Origin of the sequence: Caballeronia sp. BR00000012568055 (genome assembly GCF_029439455.1) — a bacterium.
Lineage (GTDB): Bacteria > Pseudomonadota > Gammaproteobacteria > Burkholderiales > Burkholderiaceae > Caballeronia.
Map to the genome: position 1 here is coordinate 1 of NZ_JAQFVG010000298.1, position 20671 is coordinate 20671.

General features: G+C 62.1%; 20 protein-coding genes and 1 tRNA gene. 9 read left to right on the plus strand and 12 right to left on the minus strand.

The features are described from left to right. From P7F28_RS33880 to P7F28_RS18510, 5 genes are all read right to left on the minus strand, one after another. Positions 1–272: DUF6538 domain-containing protein (locus P7F28_RS33880; protein WP_368860341.1), on the minus strand; the 272-nt coding region annotated here is incomplete at its 3' end. 93 nt (positions 273–365) lie between these two features. Continuing rightward, positions 366–442 (minus strand) — tRNA-Met (locus P7F28_RS18495). A 95-nt stretch (positions 443–537) separates the two neighbouring features. Next, positions 538–2196 (minus strand): MFS transporter, encoded by a 1659-nt coding sequence (locus P7F28_RS18500; RefSeq protein ID WP_277186042.1) that lies wholly within the window; start codon positions 2194–2196, stop codon positions 538–540. Between the two features lie 103 nt (positions 2197–2299). Next, complete coding sequence (locus P7F28_RS18505; RefSeq protein WP_277186043.1) at positions 2300–3859, minus strand: sensor histidine kinase; 1560 nt, start codon at positions 3857–3859, stop codon at positions 2300–2302. 9 nt (positions 3860–3868) lie between these two features. Further along, on the minus strand, positions 3869–4561 hold the full coding sequence (locus P7F28_RS18510; protein ID WP_277186044.1) for a response regulator transcription factor: 693 nt from the start codon (positions 4559–4561) through the stop codon (positions 3869–3871). 256 nt (positions 4562–4817) lie between these two features. Here P7F28_RS18510 and recA point away from each other — a divergent pair, with 256 nt between their 5' ends. From recA to P7F28_RS18550, 8 genes are all read left to right on the plus strand, one after another. Then, positions 4818–5888: a recombinase RecA gene (recA, locus tag P7F28_RS18515; RefSeq protein ID WP_277186045.1), complete on the plus strand. Its 1071-nt coding sequence runs from the start codon at positions 4818–4820 to the stop codon at positions 5886–5888. A 20-nt stretch (positions 5889–5908) separates the two neighbouring features. Beyond that, on the plus strand, positions 5909–6781 hold the full coding sequence (gene recX / locus P7F28_RS18520) for a recombination regulator RecX (protein WP_277186046.1): 873 nt from the start codon (positions 5909–5911) through the stop codon (positions 6779–6781). Between the two features lie 105 nt (positions 6782–6886). Further along, positions 6887–7462 carry a DUF2889 domain-containing protein gene (locus P7F28_RS18525; RefSeq protein WP_277186047.1) on the plus strand — a complete coding sequence of 192 codons (576 nt, stop codon included), beginning with the start codon at positions 6887–6889 and terminating at the stop codon, positions 7460–7462. 87 nt (positions 7463–7549) lie between these two features. Further along, positions 7550–8731, plus strand: coding sequence for an ADP-forming succinate--CoA ligase subunit beta (sucC, locus tag P7F28_RS18530; protein WP_306805944.1), 1182 nt, complete (start codon positions 7550–7552; stop codon positions 8729–8731). A gap of 94 nt (positions 8732–8825) precedes the next feature. After that, positions 8826–9707 carry a succinate--CoA ligase subunit alpha gene (gene sucD / locus P7F28_RS18535; RefSeq protein WP_277186049.1) on the plus strand — a complete coding sequence of 294 codons (882 nt, stop codon included), beginning with the start codon at positions 8826–8828 and terminating at the stop codon, positions 9705–9707. Positions 9708–9795: 88 nt separating this feature from the next. Beyond that, positions 9796–10506: a TerC family protein gene (locus tag P7F28_RS18540; protein ID WP_277186050.1), complete on the plus strand. Its 711-nt coding sequence runs from the start codon at positions 9796–9798 to the stop codon at positions 10504–10506. 114 nt (positions 10507–10620) lie between these two features. After that, positions 10621–11217 carry a pilin gene (locus P7F28_RS18545; protein ID WP_277186051.1) on the plus strand — a complete coding sequence of 199 codons (597 nt, stop codon included), beginning with the start codon at positions 10621–10623 and terminating at the stop codon, positions 11215–11217. Positions 11218–11402: 185 nt separating this feature from the next. Continuing rightward, positions 11403–13205: a Wzy polymerase domain-containing protein gene (locus P7F28_RS18550; protein ID WP_277186052.1), complete on the plus strand. Its 1803-nt coding sequence runs from the start codon at positions 11403–11405 to the stop codon at positions 13203–13205. 107 nt (positions 13206–13312) lie between these two features. Here P7F28_RS18550 and moaC read toward each other — a convergent pair whose 3' ends face one another. Next, complete coding sequence (gene moaC, locus P7F28_RS18555) at positions 13313–13792, minus strand: cyclic pyranopterin monophosphate synthase MoaC (protein ID WP_277186053.1); 480 nt, start codon at positions 13790–13792, stop codon at positions 13313–13315. 145 nt (positions 13793–13937) lie between these two features. On the opposite strand from moaC, the gene P7F28_RS18560 reads away from it, so the two are divergent. Further along, positions 13938–15767, plus strand: a complete 1830-nt coding sequence (locus tag P7F28_RS18560; protein WP_277186054.1) for a M48 family metalloprotease — start codon at positions 13938–13940, stop codon at positions 15765–15767. Here P7F28_RS18560 and P7F28_RS18565 read toward each other — a convergent pair. The 6 genes from P7F28_RS18565 to P7F28_RS18590 all read right to left on the minus strand — a co-directional run bounded on the left by P7F28_RS18565 (position 15764) and on the right by P7F28_RS18590 (position 20433). Further along, positions 15764–16330, minus strand: a complete 567-nt coding sequence (locus P7F28_RS18565) for a DUF2946 family protein (RefSeq protein WP_277186055.1) — start codon at positions 16328–16330, stop codon at positions 15764–15766. The two genes, P7F28_RS18560 and P7F28_RS18565, sit on opposite strands and share 4 nt — an antisense overlap. Beyond that, entirely contained in the window at positions 16323–17396 is a 1074-nt protein-coding gene (locus P7F28_RS18570) for a YheT family hydrolase (RefSeq protein WP_277186056.1), read from the minus strand. Before P7F28_RS18570 ends, P7F28_RS18565 begins: the two co-directional genes overlap by 8 nt. Before the next feature lie 34 nt (positions 17397–17430). After that, positions 17431–17877 carry a nuclear transport factor 2 family protein gene (locus P7F28_RS18575; protein WP_277186057.1) on the minus strand — a complete coding sequence of 149 codons (447 nt, stop codon included), beginning with the start codon at positions 17875–17877 and terminating at the stop codon, positions 17431–17433. 165 nt (positions 17878–18042) lie between these two features. Beyond that, positions 18043–19104, minus strand: coding sequence for a lipopolysaccharide heptosyltransferase II (gene waaF, locus P7F28_RS18580; protein WP_277186058.1), 1062 nt, complete (start codon positions 19102–19104; stop codon positions 18043–18045). A gap of 145 nt (positions 19105–19249) precedes the next feature. Continuing rightward, positions 19250–19447 (minus strand): zinc-finger domain-containing protein, encoded by a 198-nt coding sequence (locus P7F28_RS18585; protein ID WP_277186059.1) that lies wholly within the window; start codon positions 19445–19447, stop codon positions 19250–19252. Between the two features lie 65 nt (positions 19448–19512). Further along, positions 19513–20433, minus strand: a complete 921-nt coding sequence (locus tag P7F28_RS18590; RefSeq protein WP_277186060.1) for a branched-chain amino acid transaminase — start codon at positions 20431–20433, stop codon at positions 19513–19515. Positions 20434–20671: the final 238 nt, after the last annotated feature.

Sequence of the window (20671 nt, forward strand, 5' to 3'; positions counted from 1 at the left end):
ATGCGCAAGCCCTCCACGATGAGCTTTCGGATCGAATCCGCGTCAATGCGGTCAGGGTCAAAATGCGCGGCCAAGCGTTTCGCCTCCTCAACGATCGGAATCATCTTTGCCGACAGATGGTAAGCCAAGAGGCGGGCTGCCGTCGGGCTTTTCGTGCCGAGAGAGCGCTTGATTTCTCTTTGGCCAAGCGCGGCTCGAAGAGGGGCGGGAAGGACGAGGCGGAATGAATAAACGCCGTGTCGGGAACGGCGGAGATGGGACGCAAGGCGCATGGGCTCACTCGGTTAAGAGTGGACCACCTTCTTGGACCCCCGGGCGCGCCCGGAAATGAAAAAAGCCCTGACAAGTCAGGGCTTTAGTGAAACTGGTGGCGAATCAGGGATTCGAACCCCGGACCTGCGGATTATGATTCCGTCGCTCTAACCGGCTGAGCTAATTCGCCAAGAGAAGCGAGATTATGGCGATCTCCGAAACGAGTGTCAACCCCTTCCGCGCATTTTCTTCATCAACCTCGCGCGGAAGGGAAACGCCCCGAAATCAATCCTCGTGATACACGTTCGACTTGCGCGTGTCCTTCACAAACAACATGCCGATCACGAAGGTCGCCAGCGCAATCACGATTGGATACCACAAGCCCGAATAGATATCGCCCTTGGCCGCGACAATGGCAAACGCCGTAGCAGGCAGGAACCCGCCGAACCAGCCATTGCCGATGTGATACGGCAGCGACATCGACGTATAGCGAATCCGCGCGGGGAACATCTCGACCAGCATCGCTGCGATCGGGCCGTAGACCATCGTCACGAAGATCACGAGGATGGTGAGGATCACGATCGCCATCGGCCAGTTGATGAGCGCCGGATCGGCCTTCGCCGGATAGCCCGCGCTCTTGAGCGTACCCGCCAGCGTTTTGTCGAACGCTGCGCCCTGAGCCTTTGCGTCCGGTCCCTTGCCGTCGTACGTGTTCACCACGGTTTCGCCGACCTTGATCTGCGCGAGTGTGCCTGCCGGCGCGGCCACGTTCTCATAGTTGAGACCGGCTTTCGACAGCGCGCTCTTGGCGATATCGCACGACGACGTGAACTTCGACGTGCCCACCGGATTGAACTGGAACGAGCACTCGTCCGGATTCGAGATCACCACGATTGGCGACTTCTGCGTCGCAGCTTCGAGCGTCGGGTTCGTGTAGTGCGCCAGCGCCTTGAACAGCGGGAAGAAGCTCAACGCGGCGATCAGGCAGCCCGCCATGATGATCGGCTTGCGGCCGATACGATCCGACAACGAGCCGAAGAACACGAAGAACGGCGTGCCGATCAACAACGCCACCGCGACCATGATGTTCGCGCTGGTGCCATCGACTTTCAAAGTTTGCGTGAGGAAGAACAGCGAGTAGAACTGGCCCGTGTACCAGACGACCGCCTGGCCCGCCGTCAGACCGAACAGTGCGAGCAGCACGATCTTCAGGTTTTTCCATTCACCGAACGCTTCGGTCAGCGGCGCTTTCGAGGTCTTGCCTTCCGACTTGATGCGCTCGAACACCGGCGACTCGTGCAGCTTCATGCGAATCCACACCGACACCGCCAGCAGCAGAATCGACACGAGGAACGGCACGCGCCACGCCCATGCGCCGAACTGTTCTTCGCCGACCATCGTGCGGACCGCGAGAATCACGATCAGCGAGATGAACAGGCCAAGCGTCGCCGTCGTCTGAATCCACGCGGTCCATGCGCCGCGCTTGTTCGCGGGCGCGTGTTCGGCCACGTAGGTCGCAGCGCCGCCGTACTCGCCGCCGAGCGCGAGACCTTGCAGTAGGCGCATCGCAATGAAAATGACGGGCGCCGCAATGCCTATGGTCGCGTATCCCGGCAGGAAGCCGATCAGAAACGTCGATAAACCCATGATGACGATGGTCACCAGGAACGTGTACTTGCGCCCGACCATATCGCCGAGCCGCCCGAACACGATCGCGCCGAACGGACGCACCGCGAAGCCCGCCGCGAAGCCGAGCAGGGTAAAGATGAAGCCGGCCGTCGGATTGACGCCCGAGAAAAACGTCTTGCTGATGTAGATAGCGAGCGAGCCCGCCAGATAGAAGTCGTACCACTCGAACACGGTGCCGAGCGACGACGCGAAGATCACTTTCCTTTCTTCGCTTGTCATCGGCGCGTGTGAGATGCGTTGTTCGACCGTAGCCATGAATCGTCTCCTGATTGGTCTTTCAGCCACTCGTTGTCATCGTCCCGCCTGAAGCGGTCCGGTGAGACGATTATTGGAACGAAAACTTACGGCGTTCTGACGCTCAGGGTTTGTCCCGCATAGGAAAAACCCGCTGCAGGGTCACGCGCACCAGCGTGCCCGCGAGTCGCGGTGTCTGCTGATAGACATGGTCTTCGATTGCGAGCGTGCCGCCGTGCATCGCCGTGATTTCCTTGACTATGGCAAGGCCCAGGCCGCTGCCGTCGCCTTCGCGTCCGAGAATGCGGTAGAAGCGCTCGGTCACGCGTCCCCGTTCGGCGGCGGGAATGCCGAGTCCGGTGTCTTCCACTTCGAGGTGCACGAAGTCGAGTTCGTGTTCATCGGTCCGCACGCGCACGGTGATGCGTCCGCCAGCGGGCGTGTAGCGGATGGCGTTATCGACGAGATTGGACAGCAACTCGCGCAGCATGACCACGTTGCCTTGTACTTCGACCGGAAAGGGCGGTTCTTCGAAACCGAGATCCATGCCTTTGGCAAGCGCCGCCTGCACCCAGTCGCGCACGGCGAGACGCGCCAGCGCCGACAGTTCGATCTCCGTAAAGATTTGCCCCGTCGCGCGATTCTCCGCGCGCGCCAGCGCCAGCAATTGCGTGACGAGCCGCGCCGCGTGCTCCGAACTCGTCGCGATCTGTTCGAGCGAACGCTGCACTTCCATCGATACATCCTGCCGCAACGCCAGTTCCGCCTGCATGCGCAAGCCCGCGAGCGGCGTCTTCATCTGATGCGCGGCATCGGCGATAAAGCGCTTCTGGAACTCCATGTTCTGTTCGAGCCGCGTCAGCAAGTCATTGAACGATGCCACCAGCGGCGCGATTTCCGGCGGCGCGCGGCCCGCTTCCAGCGGCGAAAGATCGTCCGGCCGGCGCGCGCGGATATTCGATTGCAACGCGTGCAGCGGCGCGAGTCCGCGCGACAGCCCGAACCAGACCAGCACGATGGCCAGCGGCAGAATCACGAACTGCGGCAGGATCACGCCTTTGATGATGTCGTTGGCAAGCGCGCTGCGTTTGTCGAGCGTTTCTGCGACTTGCACGAGCACGGGCTGGCGGCTTTCGGGATCGCGTCCGGGCGCGAGCGCGGGCAGATCGACGGTTGTATAGGCGACGCGGATATCGTTGCCGCGCAGCACATCGTCCCGAAATTCGACGATGCCCGGCTGCGGCCGGTCATCTTCATGCGGCAAGGGCATATCGCGGTCGCCGCCGACCAGTTCGCCGCGCGTGCCGAGCACCTGAAAGAACACGCTATCGACGTTATCGGCGCGCAGGAAATCGCGCGTCGCTTCGGGCAGACGCAGTTCGGCCACGCCGTTGACCGGCTGGATTTGCCGCGCGATGACGTAGGCATCGGCTTCGAGTGCGCGGTCGAACGGCCCGTTGGCGATCGACTTCGCGACCAGATACGTGACCGCGATGCTCATCGGCCAGAGTAGCAGCAAAGGCGCGAGCATCCAGTCGAGAATCTCGCCGAACAGCGAGCGCGGATGCGCTTCGTTGTCGGATTCGATTTCGTCGGGCGGCGCGAACGGATTGGCGTAGCGGGCGTCGCGCTCGGCATCGGAATCGTTCGATTCCTGTCGGCGGGTGGAAGCGGGCGACGCCATGTATATCGCTCAGTGGTGAGCCGCGGGCGCGCTGCTCGACGCCTTCTCGAGCGTGTAACCCAGCCCGCGTACCGTGATGATCTTCGCGCCGCTCGGCTCGATCTTCTTCCTCAGCCGATGCACGTAGACCTCGATCGCGTTGTTGCTGACTTCCTCGCCCCACTCGCACAAGTGATTCACCAACTGTTCCTTCGATACCAGCCGGCCCGTTCGTTGCAACAGCACTTCGAGCACGCCGAGTTCGCGCGCGGACAAATCGATCACCTGATCGCCGATCGACGCGATCCGCCCGACCTGATCGAAGCACAGCGAACCGTGTTTCACGACGGTCGGACCGCCCCCCGCGCCGCGACGTGTCAGCGCACGCACGCGCGCTTCCAGCTCGTTCAGCGCGAAGGGTTTGGCCATGTAGTCATCGGCGCCGAGGTCGAGTCCCTTGACTCTTTCATCGACGGAATCGGCGGCGGTGAGGATCAAAACCGGCATCTGCGAATTGCGTGCGCGAAGCCGCCGAAGCACCTCCAGGCCTGGCATCAGCGGAAGTCCGAGGTCGAGAATCAGCAGGTCGAAAGGCTGCAGCGTGAGGGCTGTATCGGCCTCGACGCCGTGCTTCACATGGTCAACGGCGTATCCCGATTGGCGGAGTGATCGAACCAGGCCATCGGCGAGTATGCTGTCGTCTTCGGCAATGAGGATTCGCATCGTGGTGTGCGCCTTGGTGTGCCGAGCTTGCCGGCAGCGCATGTGCGCGGCGCGGCGGTCTCCGGGTTTTGGGTGGTTTTTGCGGTTCGCGTGGCGTGGAAAAAACGCATCGGCGCGATGTTCGGGCTTGCAAAAACTACTGTTTTTTTATACAGTGTCTGCGTGAGTGGGAAGGGCGGGATTGCGTGCTCATTAAGAGCGGCAGTCAGCCGTGAACACTGCCTCAGACGCCGTTCATCATAGCAAAGGACGATTCATGGAAGAAAGCAAGAAAGGCCCGGCTGGAATGACTGCAGAGAAGAGCAAGGCGCTGACTGCCGCGCTCTCGCAGATCGAAAAGCAATTCGGCAAAGGGTCGATCATGCGGCTCGGCGCAGGTGAGGCGGTGGAAGACATTCAGGTGGTCTCCACAGGTTCGCTCGGACTGGATATCGCGCTCGGCGTCGGCGGCTTGCCGCGTGGCCGTGTGGTGGAAATCTACGGTCCGGGATCGTCGGGTAAGACCACGCTCACGCTGCAAGTGATCGCGGAAATGCAGAAGCTCGGCGGCACGGCGGCGTTTATTGACGCGGAACACGCGCTTGATGTGCAGTACGCGGGCAAGCTCGGCGTGAATGTGCCGGAACTGCTGATCTCGCAGCCGGACACGGGCGAACAGGCGCTGGAAATCACGGACGCGCTGGTGCGCTCTGGTTCCATCGACATGATCGTGATCGACTCCGTGGCGGCGCTGGTGCCGAAGGCGGAAATCGAAGGCGAAATGGGCGACTCGCTGCCCGGCCTGCAAGCGCGTCTGATGTCGCAGGCGCTGCGCAAGCTGACCGGTTCCATCAAGCGTACGAACTGTCTGGTGATCTTCATCAACCAGATCCGCATGAAGATCGGCGTGATGTTCGGCAATCCGGAAACCACCACCGGTGGTAACGCGCTGAAGTTCTACTCGTCGGTGCGTCTGGATATTCGCCGGATCGGTTCGATCAAGAAGAACGACGAAGTGATCGGCAACGAAACACGCGTGAAGGTGGTGAAGAACAAGGTGTCGCCGCCGTTCCGCGAAGCCATCTTCGACATTCTTTACGGCGAAGGTATTTCGCGTCAGGGCGAGATTATCGACTTGGGCGTGCAAGCCAAGCTGGTCGATAAAGCCGGTGCCTGGTACAGCTACAACGGCGATCGTATCGGTCAGGGTAAGGACAACGCGCGGGAATTCCTGCGTGAGAATCCGGACATCGCGCGCGAGATCGAGAACAAGATCCGCGAATCGCTGGGCGTGGCTGCAATGGGTGAAGCAGTCGCCGCAGGCGCAGCGACGGCGGATGACGAGTAACGCGTTTTACGCTTAGTCGTATGCTGAGAAGCCGGTTCGGACCGAAGTCTGGCAAGCAGGGCGCATCGCGCGCCCGTGCTGGCGACGGTTCGAATCGCGCTGATGATGTACCGGCTGTAAATGAAGCAAAAGAAGAAAGCCGCGCGGATCGTCTGGAGCATGCGCGTGTGCTGATGAAGCAAGCGGCCGAGCAACCCAAAGCCGCGCGCGTGGTTGATGTTGGCAGCCCCGTTGGCAGTCCCGCTCCCAGTCCCACGCCACAAATTACCGACGCAGCGTTCGAAGACGACGCCGATCCGTTCGAGCCATTCGAACAATGCGCGCCTTCGGAACCTCCTCCGCCAGCGGCCGACGAATCCGTCTATAGCCGTTCCAGCGATCGCAGACGCGCCAAAGCTTCCGCAAAAGAACTCAGAGCAGCAAAGCGCCCGAAGCTATCGCTGAAGGGCCGCGCGCTCGGCTATCTCTCGCGCCGCGAATACTCGCGCGCGGAGTTATCGCGCAAGCTGCGTCCGTATGTCGAAGAGAACGATTCCATCGATACCGTGCTCGACGGCCTCGAGCGCGACGGCTGGCTCTCGAACGAGCGCTTCGTTGAAAGCGTCGTGCATCGGCGGGCGACGCGCATGGGCGGCAAGCGCATCATCGATGAACTGAAGCGCCACGCCGTCGGCGACACGCTCATCACCGAAACCGCAGGCAAGCTCGCGCAAACCGAGACCGAACGTGCGCGCGCCGTGTGGGAGAAAAAGTTCGGCACTCCGCCCGACACGCCTGCCGAACGGGCGAAACAATCGCGCTTTCTGGCGGCACGGGGTTTTTCGGGCAGCACAATCGGCAAGATCCTCAAAGGTGGCGAAGACGACTGGGCCGACGAATTCGACGGCGACTGATCGCACCCGCAAAGCCAATACGGGCGGGCCTGAGGACCATGCCCGGCCAGAAATACCCAATATGCTAAAATTCCACGGTTTTCCCCGTTCCGGCTTCGACCCAGCATGCCTCTTTCTCCGCCCGTTTCCCGAAAATTGCGCCATCAGCGCGTGATTCGGCTGGAAGCGTTTGAGCGGGACGACGGCCTGTGGGATATCGAAGCCCGGCTCACCGATGAGAAGCCTCGCGATTTTCCCCTCGCGACGGGCGTCCGGCCAAATGGCCTGCCGATCCATGAACTCTGGCTACGCATCACCATCGACCGCAAGCTCACTATCGTTGACGCAGAAGCGTCGTCGGTGTGGTCGCCTTACGGTCAGCAATGCGCCGAGTCGAATTCAGCCTATCGCAGTCTCATCGGACTCAATTTGCTTCAGAATTTTCGCCGCGAAGCCAACAAGCTTCTGCGTGGCGTGGTCGGCTGCACGCATCTCACGGAGATGTGCGCGGTATTGCCGACTGCTGCCGTGCAAGCCTTTGCGGGCGACGTCTGGAAGATCGAAGACGGTAATCCCTTCACAGGTCACAGCGCGAAAGACCAGCCTCCGTTTCAGCTTGGCCAATGTCACGCGCTGCGCTTCGATGGTCCCGCCGTTCGAGAGTTTCATCCGCGCTGGGTCGATTACACGCCGGAAACGTGAACGGCCGCGCGGCTAGCCAAATAAATCCAAAACCAGAATCGACGTAATAAGCGGTTCAACTCCTAGAAGTTCACTCCAACTCTCAGACTGAAGGAATCACGCATGAAGATTCACGAGTACCAGGGTAAGGAAATCCTGCGGAAATTCGGCGTCGCGGTCCCGCGCGGCACACCCGTGTTCTCGGTGGATGATGCGGTCAAGGCCGCGGAAGAGCTGGGCGGCCCGGTTTGGGTCGTCAAGGCGCAAATTCACGCTGGCGGCCGTGGTAAGGGCGGTGGCGTGAAGGTTGCCAAGTCGATCGAACAGGTTCGTGAGTACTCGAACCAGATCCTCGGCATGCAGCTCGTCACGCACCAGACCGGCCCGGAAGGCCAGAAGGTCAATCGACTGCTGATCGAAGAAGGCGCGGACATCAAGAAAGAACTGTATGTCGGCCTCGTGCTGGATCGCGTTTCGCAGAAGATCGTCGTGATGGCGTCGAGCGAAGGCGGCATGGACATCGAAGAAGTCGCGGAAAAGACGCCTGAGTTGCTGCACAAGCTGCCGGTCGATCCCGCAACGGGCCTGAAGGACGCCGAAGCCGACGACCTCGCACGCAAGATCGGCATTCCGGACGCATCGGTGCCGCAAGCGCGCGCGATCCTGCAAGGTCTGTACAAGGCCTTCTTCGATACCGACGCATCGCTCGCGGAAATCAACCCGCTGATCCTGACCGGCGACGGCAAGGTCATCGCACTGGACGCCAAGTTCAACTTCGACGCCAACGCGCTGTTCCGTCACCCGGAAATCGTCGCGTATCGCGATCTGGACGAAGAAGATCCGGCTGAAGTCGAAGCCTCGAAGTTCGATCTCGCGTACATCTCGCTGGACGGCAATATCGGCTGTCTGGTGAACGGCGCAGGTCTGGCCATGGCGACGATGGACACCATCAAGCTGTTCGGCGGCGAGCCGGCCAACTTCCTGGACGTCGGCGGCGGTGCGACGACGGAGAAGGTGACCGAAGCGTTCAAGCTGATGCTGAAGAACCCGAACCTGAAGGCGATTCTCGTGAACATCTTTGGCGGCATCATGCGCTGCGACGTGATCGCGGAAGGCGTGATCGCGGCGTCGAAGGCCGTGGACCTGAAGGTGCCGCTCGTCGTGCGCATGAAGGGCACGAACGAAGACCTCGGCAAGAAGATGCTCGCTGATTCCGGCCTGCCGATCATTTCGGCGGACAGCATGGAAGAGGCTGCGCAGAAGGTCGTCGCGGCTGCCGAAGGCAAGTAAGCGCATCCGCTTGCAAGCCTAAGAGAGCGTTCACCAGATACGAATGGCGGCGCGCGCGAAAGCGTTGCGACGCCAAACGAACAGAGGTCACTACATGTCGATTCTGATCAACAAAGACACGAAGGTCATCACGCAGGGCATCACCGGCAAGACCGGCCAGTTCCACACGCGCGCTTGCCGTGAATACGCAAACGGCCGCGAAGCCTACGTCGCGGGCGTGAATCCGAAGAAGGCCGGCGAAGATTTCGAAGGCATCCCAATCTACGCATCCGTCAAGGAAGCGAAGGCCGAAACCGGCGCGACCGTTTCGGTCATCTACGTGCCGCCCGCAGGCGCTGCTGCCGCGATCTGGGAAGCCGTCGAAGCCGATCTGGATCTCGCGATCTGCATCACGGAAGGCATTCCGGTTCGCGACATGCTGGAAATCAAGGACCGCATGCGCCGCGAAAATCGCAAGACGCTGCTGCTCGGACCGAACTGCCCCGGCACGATCACGCCGGACGAACTGAAGATCGGCATCATGCCGGGTCACATTCACCGCAAGGGCCGCATCGGCGTGGTGTCGCGTTCGGGCACGCTGACGTACGAAGCAGTCGGCCAACTGACGGCGCTCGGCCTCGGCCAGTCGTCGGCGGTCGGTATCGGCGGCGATCCGATCAACGGTCTGAAGCACATCGACGTGATGAAGATGTTCAACGACGATCCGGATACGGACGCCGTCATCATGATCGGCGAAATCGGCGGCCCGGACGAAGCGAACGCTGCGTACTGGATCAAGGACAACATGAAGAAGCCGGTCGTCGGCTTTATCGCGGGCGTGACGGCGCCTCCGGGCAAGCGCATGGGCCACGCCGGCGCGCTGATTTCGGGCGGTGCGGACACGGCTGACGCGAAGCTGGAAATCATGGACGCGTGCGGCATCAAGGTCACGAAGAACCCGTCGGAGATGGGTCGTCTGCTGAAGTCGGTTATCTAACCGGCACGACGCGACGGGGTTTGGTACGCTTACCGAACCCTTTCGTTTTTGAAAAGCGAGGGAGCGCTGGCTTCCTCGCTTTTTTTCTATGCTCGAATTCTTTGCGACGCTCCATTGGGGCGCGGTTGTTCAGATCATCGTCATCGATATCTTGCTTGGTGGCGATAACGCCGTCGTGATTGCGCTCGCCTGCCGCAATCTGCCGGCGCAGCAGCGCGCGCGCGGCATCGTGCTCGGCACGCTCGGGGCGATTGCGCTGCGCGTCGTGCTGATCGCGTTCGCGGTGATGTTGCTCGATATCCCGTTTCTCAAGTTCGTCGGCGGAATGCTGCTGCTGTGGATCGGCGTGAAGCTGATGCAGCCCGACCACGACGAGCACGAAGTCAACGCATCCGATCGGCTATGGACGGCCGTGAAAACCATCATCGTCGCGGATGCGGTGATGAGTCTCGACAACGTGATCGCGATTGCCGGCGCGGCGGAGGCGGCCGATCCGCGGCATCGGCTGACGCTGGTGATTTTCGGGCTGATCGTGAGCATTCCGCTGATCGTCTGGGGCAGCACGCTGGTGCTCAAACTGCTCGATCGCTTTCCGATGGTCGTGCTGCTCGGCGCGGGCTTGCTCGGGTGGATCGCGGGCGGGCTGATCATCGACGATCCGTTTATCGATCGCTGGCCCGCGCTGAATACGGATTTTGCGATTTACGCCGCGCGGGTCGCGGGCGCGGTGTTCGTCGTGGGCGTGGGTTGGATGCTCAAGCGCCGCGCGCTCGCTCAAACCAATCGCGCCACGAGCTAGCGTCCGTTTTGCCTATGCCATCTGGCTGACTGCCGGAATCGCGCCATCCTCAATACGATCGAAGCGTCCTGTCTGCATCACGCGGGCAGGCGCTTTTTTCTTATCGAGGTGGCAATGACGAAGATGGCTTTGAAAGCGACCGCGCCCGATGCGCGGCGCGGTGTGCGCGCATGGCTCGGCCGTGCGCAGGAAACGGCGGCGAAGGGCTTTACGCTGATCGAATTGATGATCGTGCTGGCGATCGTCGGCGTGATCGCGGCGTACGCGATTCCCGCGTATCAGGACTATCTGGCGCGCAGCCGCGTGGGCGAGGGCATGGCGCTGGCGTCATCGGCGCGGCTGGCGGTGGCGGAGAACGCATCGAGCGGAACCGACTTCGCAAGCGGCTACGCGACGCCGCCCGGCACGCGCAATGTCGAATCGATTCATGTGGATAGCGACAGCGGACAGATCACGATTGCGTACACCACGCGCGTCGCGCCTGCGGGATCGAACACACTCGTGCTCGTCCCGTCCGCACCCGATAACGCCGATACGCCGACGGCGCGTATCGCACTGGCGCGTGGTTCGGTGCAGGCGGGCACGCTGACGTGGGAGTGTTTCGCGGGCGGGAAGGCGTCGTCGTCCTTGCCTGCGCCTGGAGCGGGACCGTCTCCCGCGACTGCGCCCACGTTGCCGGCGAATCTCGCGCCGCCGGAGTGCCGCGCGTGACCATGAAGGCATGAATTGAAGCACGCGTGCCGCTACGCCCTATGCTTTCGTTCGGCAAGGAAACCAGCGCGCACGCGTGTTTTTTGTGCGAAAGGCCCGGATTTCGTGGCATTTCCGGTCGTTCGGCGAACAGCGGGGCGCAAAGTTTTGTATAGTGCGCCGGTCGCCGACGTTCCCAGTTCCTCATGCCTTCTCAATACGCGCGTTATCTCTGCTTTACCGTTCTGTGTTTCGCGTTGACGATTCCCTTCGGCGTCGTCAACCACACGTATCCGATACCGACGTTCTACGCCGAATACAGCGCGCTCGCGTTGTACCTTGCGTTGGGCGCGACGGTCGCGCTGCTCGTGCGCGTATCCGAACCGCGCGTGCCGTTCGCCTCACCGATGATCGCGCTGATGCCGCTCGCGTTCGGCGTGCTGCTGGTCGCGCAGACGGTGCTGCTGCCGGTCGCGCAGCCATCGATGAACTGGCTCGGCGGGGCGTATCTGCTGGCATCGTTCGTTGCGGTGCATACGGGCTTCGGGCTCGTGCGTGCGGGACTTGGCGAGAAGGCGTTGCGCATCGGCGCGGCGGCGCTGATGGTCGGCGGGCTGTTCGCGGTGTTCTGCCAGATCGTGCAGTTGTTCCATCTCGAGGTGAAGTTCACGCCGTTTGTCGTCGCCTATAACGTGATGGTCGATCGGCGTCCGTTCGGCAATATGGCGCAGGCGAATCACTTGGCGACCGTGATCGCCTTTGCGATGGCGGGCGCGCTGTTTTACGTGCAGACGCGTCGCTTGCCGGTGGTGCTGTGGCTCGCGGTGTCGGCGGTGTTTGCGCTTGGTTTGGCGCTGACGGTGTCGCGCGGGCCGTGGTTGCAGATGGCGGTGATCATCGTCGGCGGATTCTGGATGGCGTTCGCGCAGGGGCGCGCGGTGGCTTCCGATGGATTCGACGGTCCGGGCAAGCGCGATATGCGCGCGTGGATCATGCCGGTCGTGCTGGCGGTGCTGTTCTTCGCGGTGAACGGCGCGGTCCGTTGGGCGAACGTGCGATTCGGCTTCGACCTTGCGCAGTCGGCGGCGGAGCGTATGCAGGACGCGAATCAAATCGCACCACGGCTCGCGCTGTGGAAATACGGCTGGACGATGTTCAAGACGCATCCGTTGCTGGGCGTCGGCTGGGGCGAGTTTCCGCGTTATCAGTTCGATATGGTGCGCGAGTTGGGCGGCGTCGAAATCGCGAACAACGCGCACGATATCTTTATCGATTTGCTGGCGAAGACCGGCGCGCTCGGCATGGCTATTCTGGTGCTCGGCATCGTGTTGTGGCTGATCCGCGTGCTGCGCGCACCGCAGACGCCTGCGCGCATTTTCGGTTTGTCGTTTTTGGGCGTGCTGATGATGCACGCGCTGGTCGAATACCCGCAGCAGTACATGTTCTTCCTGATGCCGTCGATGCTGGTGATCGGCTTGCTGGAGACGCGGCCGATGCGTTTGTTCGCGCGCCCCTTGTCGTACGGCTTGTATGTGGTGCTGGTGCTCGGCGGCCTGGCGACGCTCTATCCGACATTGCGCGATTACAACCGCGCGGAAGTGCTGTATTACGGATCGCGGCCGGCGGAGCAGTATCGTGATGATCCGTCGTTCCTGTTCACCGCGTGGGGCGAATATGGCGCCGCCACGCTGCTGCCGATGAACGCGCAGGACTTGCCGATGAAGCTCGCGATGCATCGGAAAGCGATTGCGTTGCTGCCTGGGGAGACGGTGCTGCGTCGGTATGCGGTGTTGCAGGCGCTCGCCGGCCAGCGCGATGAAGCGCTGGATACGATGGCGCGTTTGAAAATCTTTGCCACCGAGCTTCACGACTGGCCGACGCAGTATGCGGCGACAGTGAAAATGGTGGATGAGATTGGTGGGCCGCTGGGGGCGTTTAAGAAGGATTTGGTCAAGCTGTATGGGGCGCCGGCTGCCGCAACCACCACTGACGATGAGGATGACGAGTAACCGACACAAGCCTTAAACCCGTTGGTTTCGCTATCCGATGAAGCCAACGGGCAAAAACGGAACGATCGTTGCTTCGAAGTAAATTCGGGCGAAACGGTGGCGGCCCTTTAACGCTCCACCACCCAATCCCCCGACTTCCCGCCATGCTTCTCCATCACCTTCACATTGGTGATTGTCATCCCGCGATCCACGGCTTTGCACATATCGTAGACCGTGAGCAATCCGACCTGGACGGCAGTTAAAGCCTCCATCTCAACCCCAGTACGCCCAAAAGTCTCCACGCGCACCTCGCAATGCACGCCCGGCAGCGCCTCATCGATCTCGAACTCCACCGCGACCCGCGTCAACGCCAGCGGATGACAAAGCGGAATCAAATCCGCAGTTTTCTTGGCACCCTGAATCGCCGCGATTCGCGCGACGCCCAGCACATCGCCCTTTTTGGCGTGACCATCGCGAATCAGCGCCAGCGTCGCATCGAGCATGACGATAGAACCGCGCGCCACCGCGACGCGCCGCGTCTCGCTCTTGGCGCCGACATCGACCATATGCGCCTCGCCGGCGGCATCGAAATGAGTGAGTCCGGACATCGCGTCTCCTTGAAATGGGCGCTTATCTTACCAGCGCGGTTTCGCGGGCAAACAGGCCAAATCGGCCAACAAAAGCGCGGCACTTGATACGATAAGCCCGTTTTCATCCTCCAGCCGACCGGCCACGCGCAGCCGGTGCCGCGTCATGTATCCGAAGCGTCCGAGCCGTTCGCTGATCGCCGTGTTGTGCCTCAGTCTCGCCGTATCGTCTAACGCGATGGCGCAGGCGAGCAAAGTCGCGTCTACGATGGCGCAAAACCCGCAAACCGGCACGCTCGCTGCCGACGCACTCCGCGCCTCGCCGCAAGACGATGCACGCAACTTGCCCGGCAACGTTGCGGAAGGCGTGTTCGGCGTGTACGGCGGCCGCGAAAGCCGCTTCACCAACAAGCCCGGCACGATGTCCGGTCTGCGCTCGCCGCTGTCCTCCGTCGAGTTGCCCGATCTCGGCGATGGCTCCGGCGGCAAGCTCACGCCGCAAGCCGAACGCCGCTTAGGCGAGCAGATGATGCGCGACGTCCGCGCGGATCCCGACTATCTCGACGACTGGCTGATCCGCGATTACCTCGACTCCATCTCCGCGAAGCTATCCGCCGCCGCCGCCACGCAATACCTCGGCGGTTATAGTCCGGACTTCGATCTGTTCGCCGTGCGCGATCCGCAAATCAACGCGTTTTCCATGCCGGGCGGTTTTATCGGCGTCAACACGGGGCTGATCGCGGCGACGCAGACGGAGTCGGAACTGGCGTCGGTGATCGGCCACGAAATGGGGCACGTGCTGCAACGGCATATCGCGCGGATGCTGAGCACGCAGGAAAAGAGCAGCTACACCGCGCTGGCATCGATGCTCGCTGGTCTGCTGGCGGGCGTGCTCGCGCACAGCGGTGATCTCGGCATGGGTATCGCGATGGGCGGGCAGGCGTTCGCCGTCGATAACCAACTGCGCTTTTCGCGCGCGGCCGAGCACGAGGCGGATCGCGTCGGTTTTCAGATGCTCGCGGCGGCGGGCTACGATCCCTACGGCATGTCGGCGTTCTTCGAGCGTCTCGATCGCTCGACCATGGCTGATAACGGCGTGCCCGCGTACGTGCGCACGCATCCGCTGACCAGCGAGCGGATCGCGGATATGGAAGATCGCGCGCGGCGGGTGCCGTATCGGCAGCCGCGACAATCGGCGGAGTACGGCTTTGTTCGCGCGCGTTCGCGTGTGTTGCAGGTGAGTTTCGCGAGTGATTATCGCGAAGTGGCGAGCCGTTTGAAATCCGAAATCACCGATCAGACCGCGCTCAATCCCGCCGCGAATTGGTACGGCATCGCGCTCGCGCAGATGCAAATGGGCGATTACGATGCCGCGAACGAGGCGCTCGCGAAGGCGCGCAAGCTCTTCGAGGGCGATGAAGCGCAGGAAGCCGCCATCGCCGCGCTGCTCAAACAGCAGCCGAAAACGGCGTCGGTCGCGGGCAAAGCGGGCATTGTCTTGCCGCCGGTGCAGGTGCACGCGTTGGCGGCATCGAAAGCAACGCCAAGAAGCTCGCCAAGCCTCGACGTGCTCGCCGCCGACATCGCCCGAAAATCCGGCCATTTCGATGAAGCCATCCGCTTGTCCGAACTCGCCGAGCAGCGCTGGCCGGATTCGCACGCCGCGCTCGACGCCAATCTGCAAGCGCTTCTAGCCGCGCGCCGCTTCAGGGACGCGCAAGTTCTGGCGCGACGCGAAACGCGCGCCGAGCCGAATCGCGGGGAATGGTGGTTGTATCTGGCGCAGGCCAGCGCCGGTCTCAACGATCCGCTGACCCAGCATCAGGCGATGGCCGAAAAGCTCGCGCTCGACGGCGCGTGGCCCTCCGCGATCCGTCAATTGAAGGAAGCGCGCGACGTGAAGACCGCCAGCTTCTACGAACTTTCGACTATTTCCGCCCGCCTGCGCGACTTCGAAACGCGCTACAAGGAAGAGCGCGAGCTGGAAAAGAGCTAACGAGACGCCGGGCTGGCAACGAAACCGAACGTACTTTCCAGCGACGCGTGATCCACTTGCTGCAGAGGCAAATCCACGCCCGCGCGCCAATGAAACTCGCCCGACCGCGCCGACTCATCGAGCGAAGCGTGGTCCGCGAACAGATCGATATCGTGATCGTGCAGCGCGGCCACGCGCGCGGGCGTGGCGTGGTCGGTGAACAGAATGCCGCCTGCATCGTCGATCCACACATGCGCCGGATCGAACGCCGCGCCGGTCTGATCGGTCAGGCGCAACTCGCCGTCAATCGAAGCAAGTCGCACGATCCACGGTGTCACAGCCAACTCCACGTACACCCGCTGCGGCCCGTTCTGAAAGAACCACTGGCCTTTATCGTCACATTCGTAATTGCGGTTGATGAAGCCGAGCAGCGCATCGTGCCGAATCACCGTGCCCAATTCGCCCGCGGCCTGCGCGGCTTCATCGCGCATGCGCCACTGGCCGCGTCGGTCGAGCAATAGCCAGCCGGTGCAATGCGGCACGTTCGGCCATTTGACCAACGCCTGTTTGACGATCTCATCCATTCGAAACGAAGTTCTCCAGATAACCGAATACGCGCGTCGAAAGCCAGTCGATCTTGCCCGGAAACGGCCCCGTCATAAAGCCGACGTGCCCGCCGTGTTTCGGCTGATCGAGCGTCACGCGCGGCGAGACTTCGGCGGGCGAGGGCAGCGCGAATTCCGGCAGGAACGGATCGTTGCGGGCGTTCAGCACCAGCGCAGGTATGTCGATGTTCTTCAGATGCGCACGCGTCGTTGCGCTGGACCAATAGTCGTTGGTATCGCGGAAGCCGTGCAGCGGCGCGGTGACGACGTTGTCGAATTCGTACAGCGTGCGCGCGGCGAGCACGGCATCGCGATCGTATAGGCCGGGATACTGGCCGAGTTTCGCGAGCGCCTTGATCTTCAGCGACTTCAGGAAGCTGCGCGTATAGACCATGCCGAAGCCCTGCGAAATCGCACGGCCGCCCGCGTGGACATCGAGCGGCGCGGAAATCGCCGCCGCCGCGTTGATGATCGATGCATCCGAACCGCGCTCGCACAGCCAGTGCAGCAACACATTGCCACCCAGCGATACGCCCGCCGCCACGATCGGCCCCGGATGGCGCTCCGACAACCGACGCAGAATCCAGTCCACTTCGTTGCTGTCAGCGAGGTGATAGAAGCGCGGCATCAGATTCATCGGCCCGCTGCAACTGCGGAAATGCGGCACCACGCCGTGCCAGCCGCGCGCTTTCGCAGCGAACATCATCGCGCGGGCGTAGTGGGAATCGGAGTTGCCTTCGAGGCCGTGGAACAGCACGAAGAGCGGGGCGGTCGGAGAAATGGAATCGCCGGGATCGCGTGCGAGAAAATCGAGGTCGATGAAATCGCCGTCGGGCGTATTCCAGCGCTCGCGCCGGTATGTCACCTCGGGTTTGCGCCCGAACAGCGCCGGCACGATGGTCTGCGCGTGGCTCGTCGGCAGCCATAGTGGCGCGGTGTAGAGCCAATTCCGGGCAGTCGATAACGGCTCCGTAAGCCTGACGGCCACGCCAGGCGATTTATCCACGAACGACGAATCGTGTTTCAACAACGGATCGCGCTTCATGGAACCTCCCCGGCAAACGCTTTTTGTTACTTGTTCAATGCAACGGCCCCTGGCCGTGCCGCAGCTTGGCCGCGAACGCGCCGGCGGTCTCGTCCGGCATTTCGCTCGCGTGAATATGCGCGATGCGCCACTCGCCGCGCTCATGAACCATCACGTAGGTCGTGAAGATCATGCGCGGTATGCCCGCCGGATCGGCCGGCTGATGCGCCTCGGCAATCGCATACACGACCGTCCCGAGACTGTCGTACACGCGGATATCGAGCGGCTCGATGCTCACCGGCTGCCCGGCAAGCTGCTTCGCCAGACCCGCCCGAATGCTGTCCAGCCCGTGCAGATGCGTGCCGTCCGCGCAGATGCAAGTCGCGAACTCCTCGTCGATCCACAACGACATCACCGTGTCGATGCTGCTGTCCGCGACTGCCTGATAGTACGCATTGAGGGTGTCGGCGGCGGCTTCGAAGAGGCGGGCAAAACGTGGCATGGCTAGTGGGTCTCAGGCATTCGCTGCGACGCCCCGCTTGAAAGCGGCACGCCGCATCGGTCATTGGTCTAAGCATGCCCCCGTTCGGAGACATTCGCGTGTCCGCGCCCGCACACTCGGGCCGAAGCCGTCCGATAGCAACAGTCGGCCGGCGGCCCTGAAGAATCAGCGATGCGCGAGCAACATGCCGCGCAGATCGCCGAAAACCTGTTCGGCGGAGAGTTCGCGCAGGCAGTTCAGATGGCCGAGCGGACACTCGCGGGCAAAGCACGGACTGCATTCAAGATGGAGCCATTGTACCTTTGCAAGATCGGACAAGGGCGGCGTGTGACGCGGATCGGTGGAGCCGTAGACGGCGACCAGCGGGCGTCTGAGGGCGGCGGCGACGTGCATCAGCCCGGAATCGTTGGTGACGACGGCGCTCGCGCGCGAGATTAGCGCGCACGCCTCACCGAGCGATGTCTGCCCGCACAGATTGCGCACGTTCGGCGCACGCTCCGCGATAGCCTGAGCGATCGGCGCATCCTTGTTCGAGCCAAGCGCGATGATGCGTGCGTACGGAAACGACTGCGCGACAAACTGCGCCAGCGACGCGAAATGCTCTGGCGGCCAGCGCTTGGCCGGACCGTATTCCGCGCCCGGACAGAACACGACCAGCGGCGTGCGCGTATCGAGATTGAAGCGGGCGGAAACGCGCGCGGCTTCGTTCGCATCGGCTTCGAGGCGCGGGACGGGCAGTTTCGTGGCTTCCGATTCACCTTCCGACTGTTTCCCGATGAACGGCAGCTTCGCGCCCGGCGCATACGCCAGCGCCGCGTAATGTGCGGTCATCGGCGGACGATCGGTCTTCGGCGGATTCGCATGGCGCACGTTGAGCAGCCCGAAACGGCTCTCGCCCTTATAGCCGATGCGCAGATTGATGCCCGCCATCCACGGAATCAGCGCCGATTTCATCGAGTTGGGCAGCACGTAGGCGGCGTCGTAGCCGACATCGCGCAGATCGCTTGCGAGTTGCCAGCGGCGCATCAGTTGCAGCTTGCCGTGCGCGAGGTCGGTGGCGTAGACATCGCGGATTTCGGGCATGCGTTCGAGCACCGGCGCGACCCACGACGGCGCAATGGCATCGATATCGATGCGCGGATGCAGCTTTCTCAACAGCGTAAACAGCGGCTGCGCCATCAATGCGTCACCGATCCAGTTCGGTGCTATTACCAGCGCACGGCGCATCTGTAGTTATCCGATCTCAAAATAGTCGCGGCGCTCGGCATCGAGGCCATCGATTGAAAATGTGCGTGAAAAGCGGCAAGCGAGGCCGGCGCGGCGTGGAGCCGCGCGGGGCCTCGTATCGGTCGAATCGAATCGAAAACGAGATTCAGTGACCGCCCTTGAGGACTTCGCCGTCCTTGAGCTTGTAGCGCGTGCCGCAGTACGGGCAGCGCGCTTCGCCGTGCGTCACGTCGAGAAACACGCGCGGATGCGTGCTCCAGCGCTGCATTTTCGGATTCGGGCAGAAGGCGGGAATGTCCTTCGCCGACAGTTCCACCAGCGGCATTTCCTTCAGGTCGCTCATTGCTATCTCTTGTTTGATGTGCGGGGAGAGGCGGGCGTTTTGCGTTCGGCCCGCCGCCAACTGCGTTAGACCTTCGCCAGCCAGCCTGCGTACTTCTCGTTCTTGCCGGAAACCACGTCGAAGAACGCGCTTTGCAGCTTCTCCGTGATGGGACCGCGCGCGCCCGAACCGATGGTGCGATTGTCGAGTTCGCGGATCGGCGTGACTTCGGCGGCGGTGCCGGTGAAGAACGCTTCGTCGCAGGTGTAGACCTCGTCACGCGTGATGCGTTTCTCGATCACCGGAATGCCGAAGTCGCGCGCCAGCGTGATGACCGTGTCGCGCGTGATGCCGTCGAGGCACGACGCCAGATCCGGCGTATAGATCTTGCCGTTGTTGACGAGGAAGAAGTTCTCGCCCGAGCCTTCGGACACGTAACCGTCCACGTCGAGCAGCAGCGCTTCGTCGTAACCGTCGGTGACGGCTTCCTGATTGGCGAGAATCGAGTTCACGTACCAGCCGGACGCCTTGGCGCGCACCATCGACACATTCACATGATGGCGCGTGAACGACGACGTCTTCACGCGGATGCCCTTGGCCAGCCCGTCTTCACCGAGATACGCGCCCCACGGCCACGCCGCGATAGCCACGTGAATGGTGTTGCCCTTCGCCGATACCCCGAGCTTCTCCGAGCCGACCCAGATGATCGGGCGCAGATAGCACGACTCCAGCGCGTTCGCCTTCACCACTTCCAGTTGCGCGGCTTCGAGCGTTGCGGCGTCGAACGGGACGTCCATCTGGAAAATCTTGGCCGAGTTGAGCAGACGCTTGGTGTGCTCCTTCAGGCGGAAAATGGCGGTGCCCTGCGCGGTTTTGTACGCGCGCACGCCTTCGAAGACGCCCATGCCGTAATGCAACGTATGGGTCAGGACGTGAATATTCGCGTCGCGCCAGTCGATCAGCTTGCCATCCATCCAGATCTTGCCGTCGCGGTCGGCCATTGACATACGGTTCTCCTAGCAGTCTCGTTCAAGTGATTTCGGGCGAGCCGATTTCCTGCCAATCCGAAGTTTTTCGATACGCGAAAGCCCTTTGCAGGCGCGCGCAAGAAAACTCCGAAAGGCGGCGAAAGACCGTCATTTTAGCGTCTTTTCGCGACGAAACCGATCTTGGCGCGCCTTACGCGCCGCTATAATTCGCCTTTCGCCACGTATTATCCGGCGGATTCTCCTTTTAGCGTTTCAG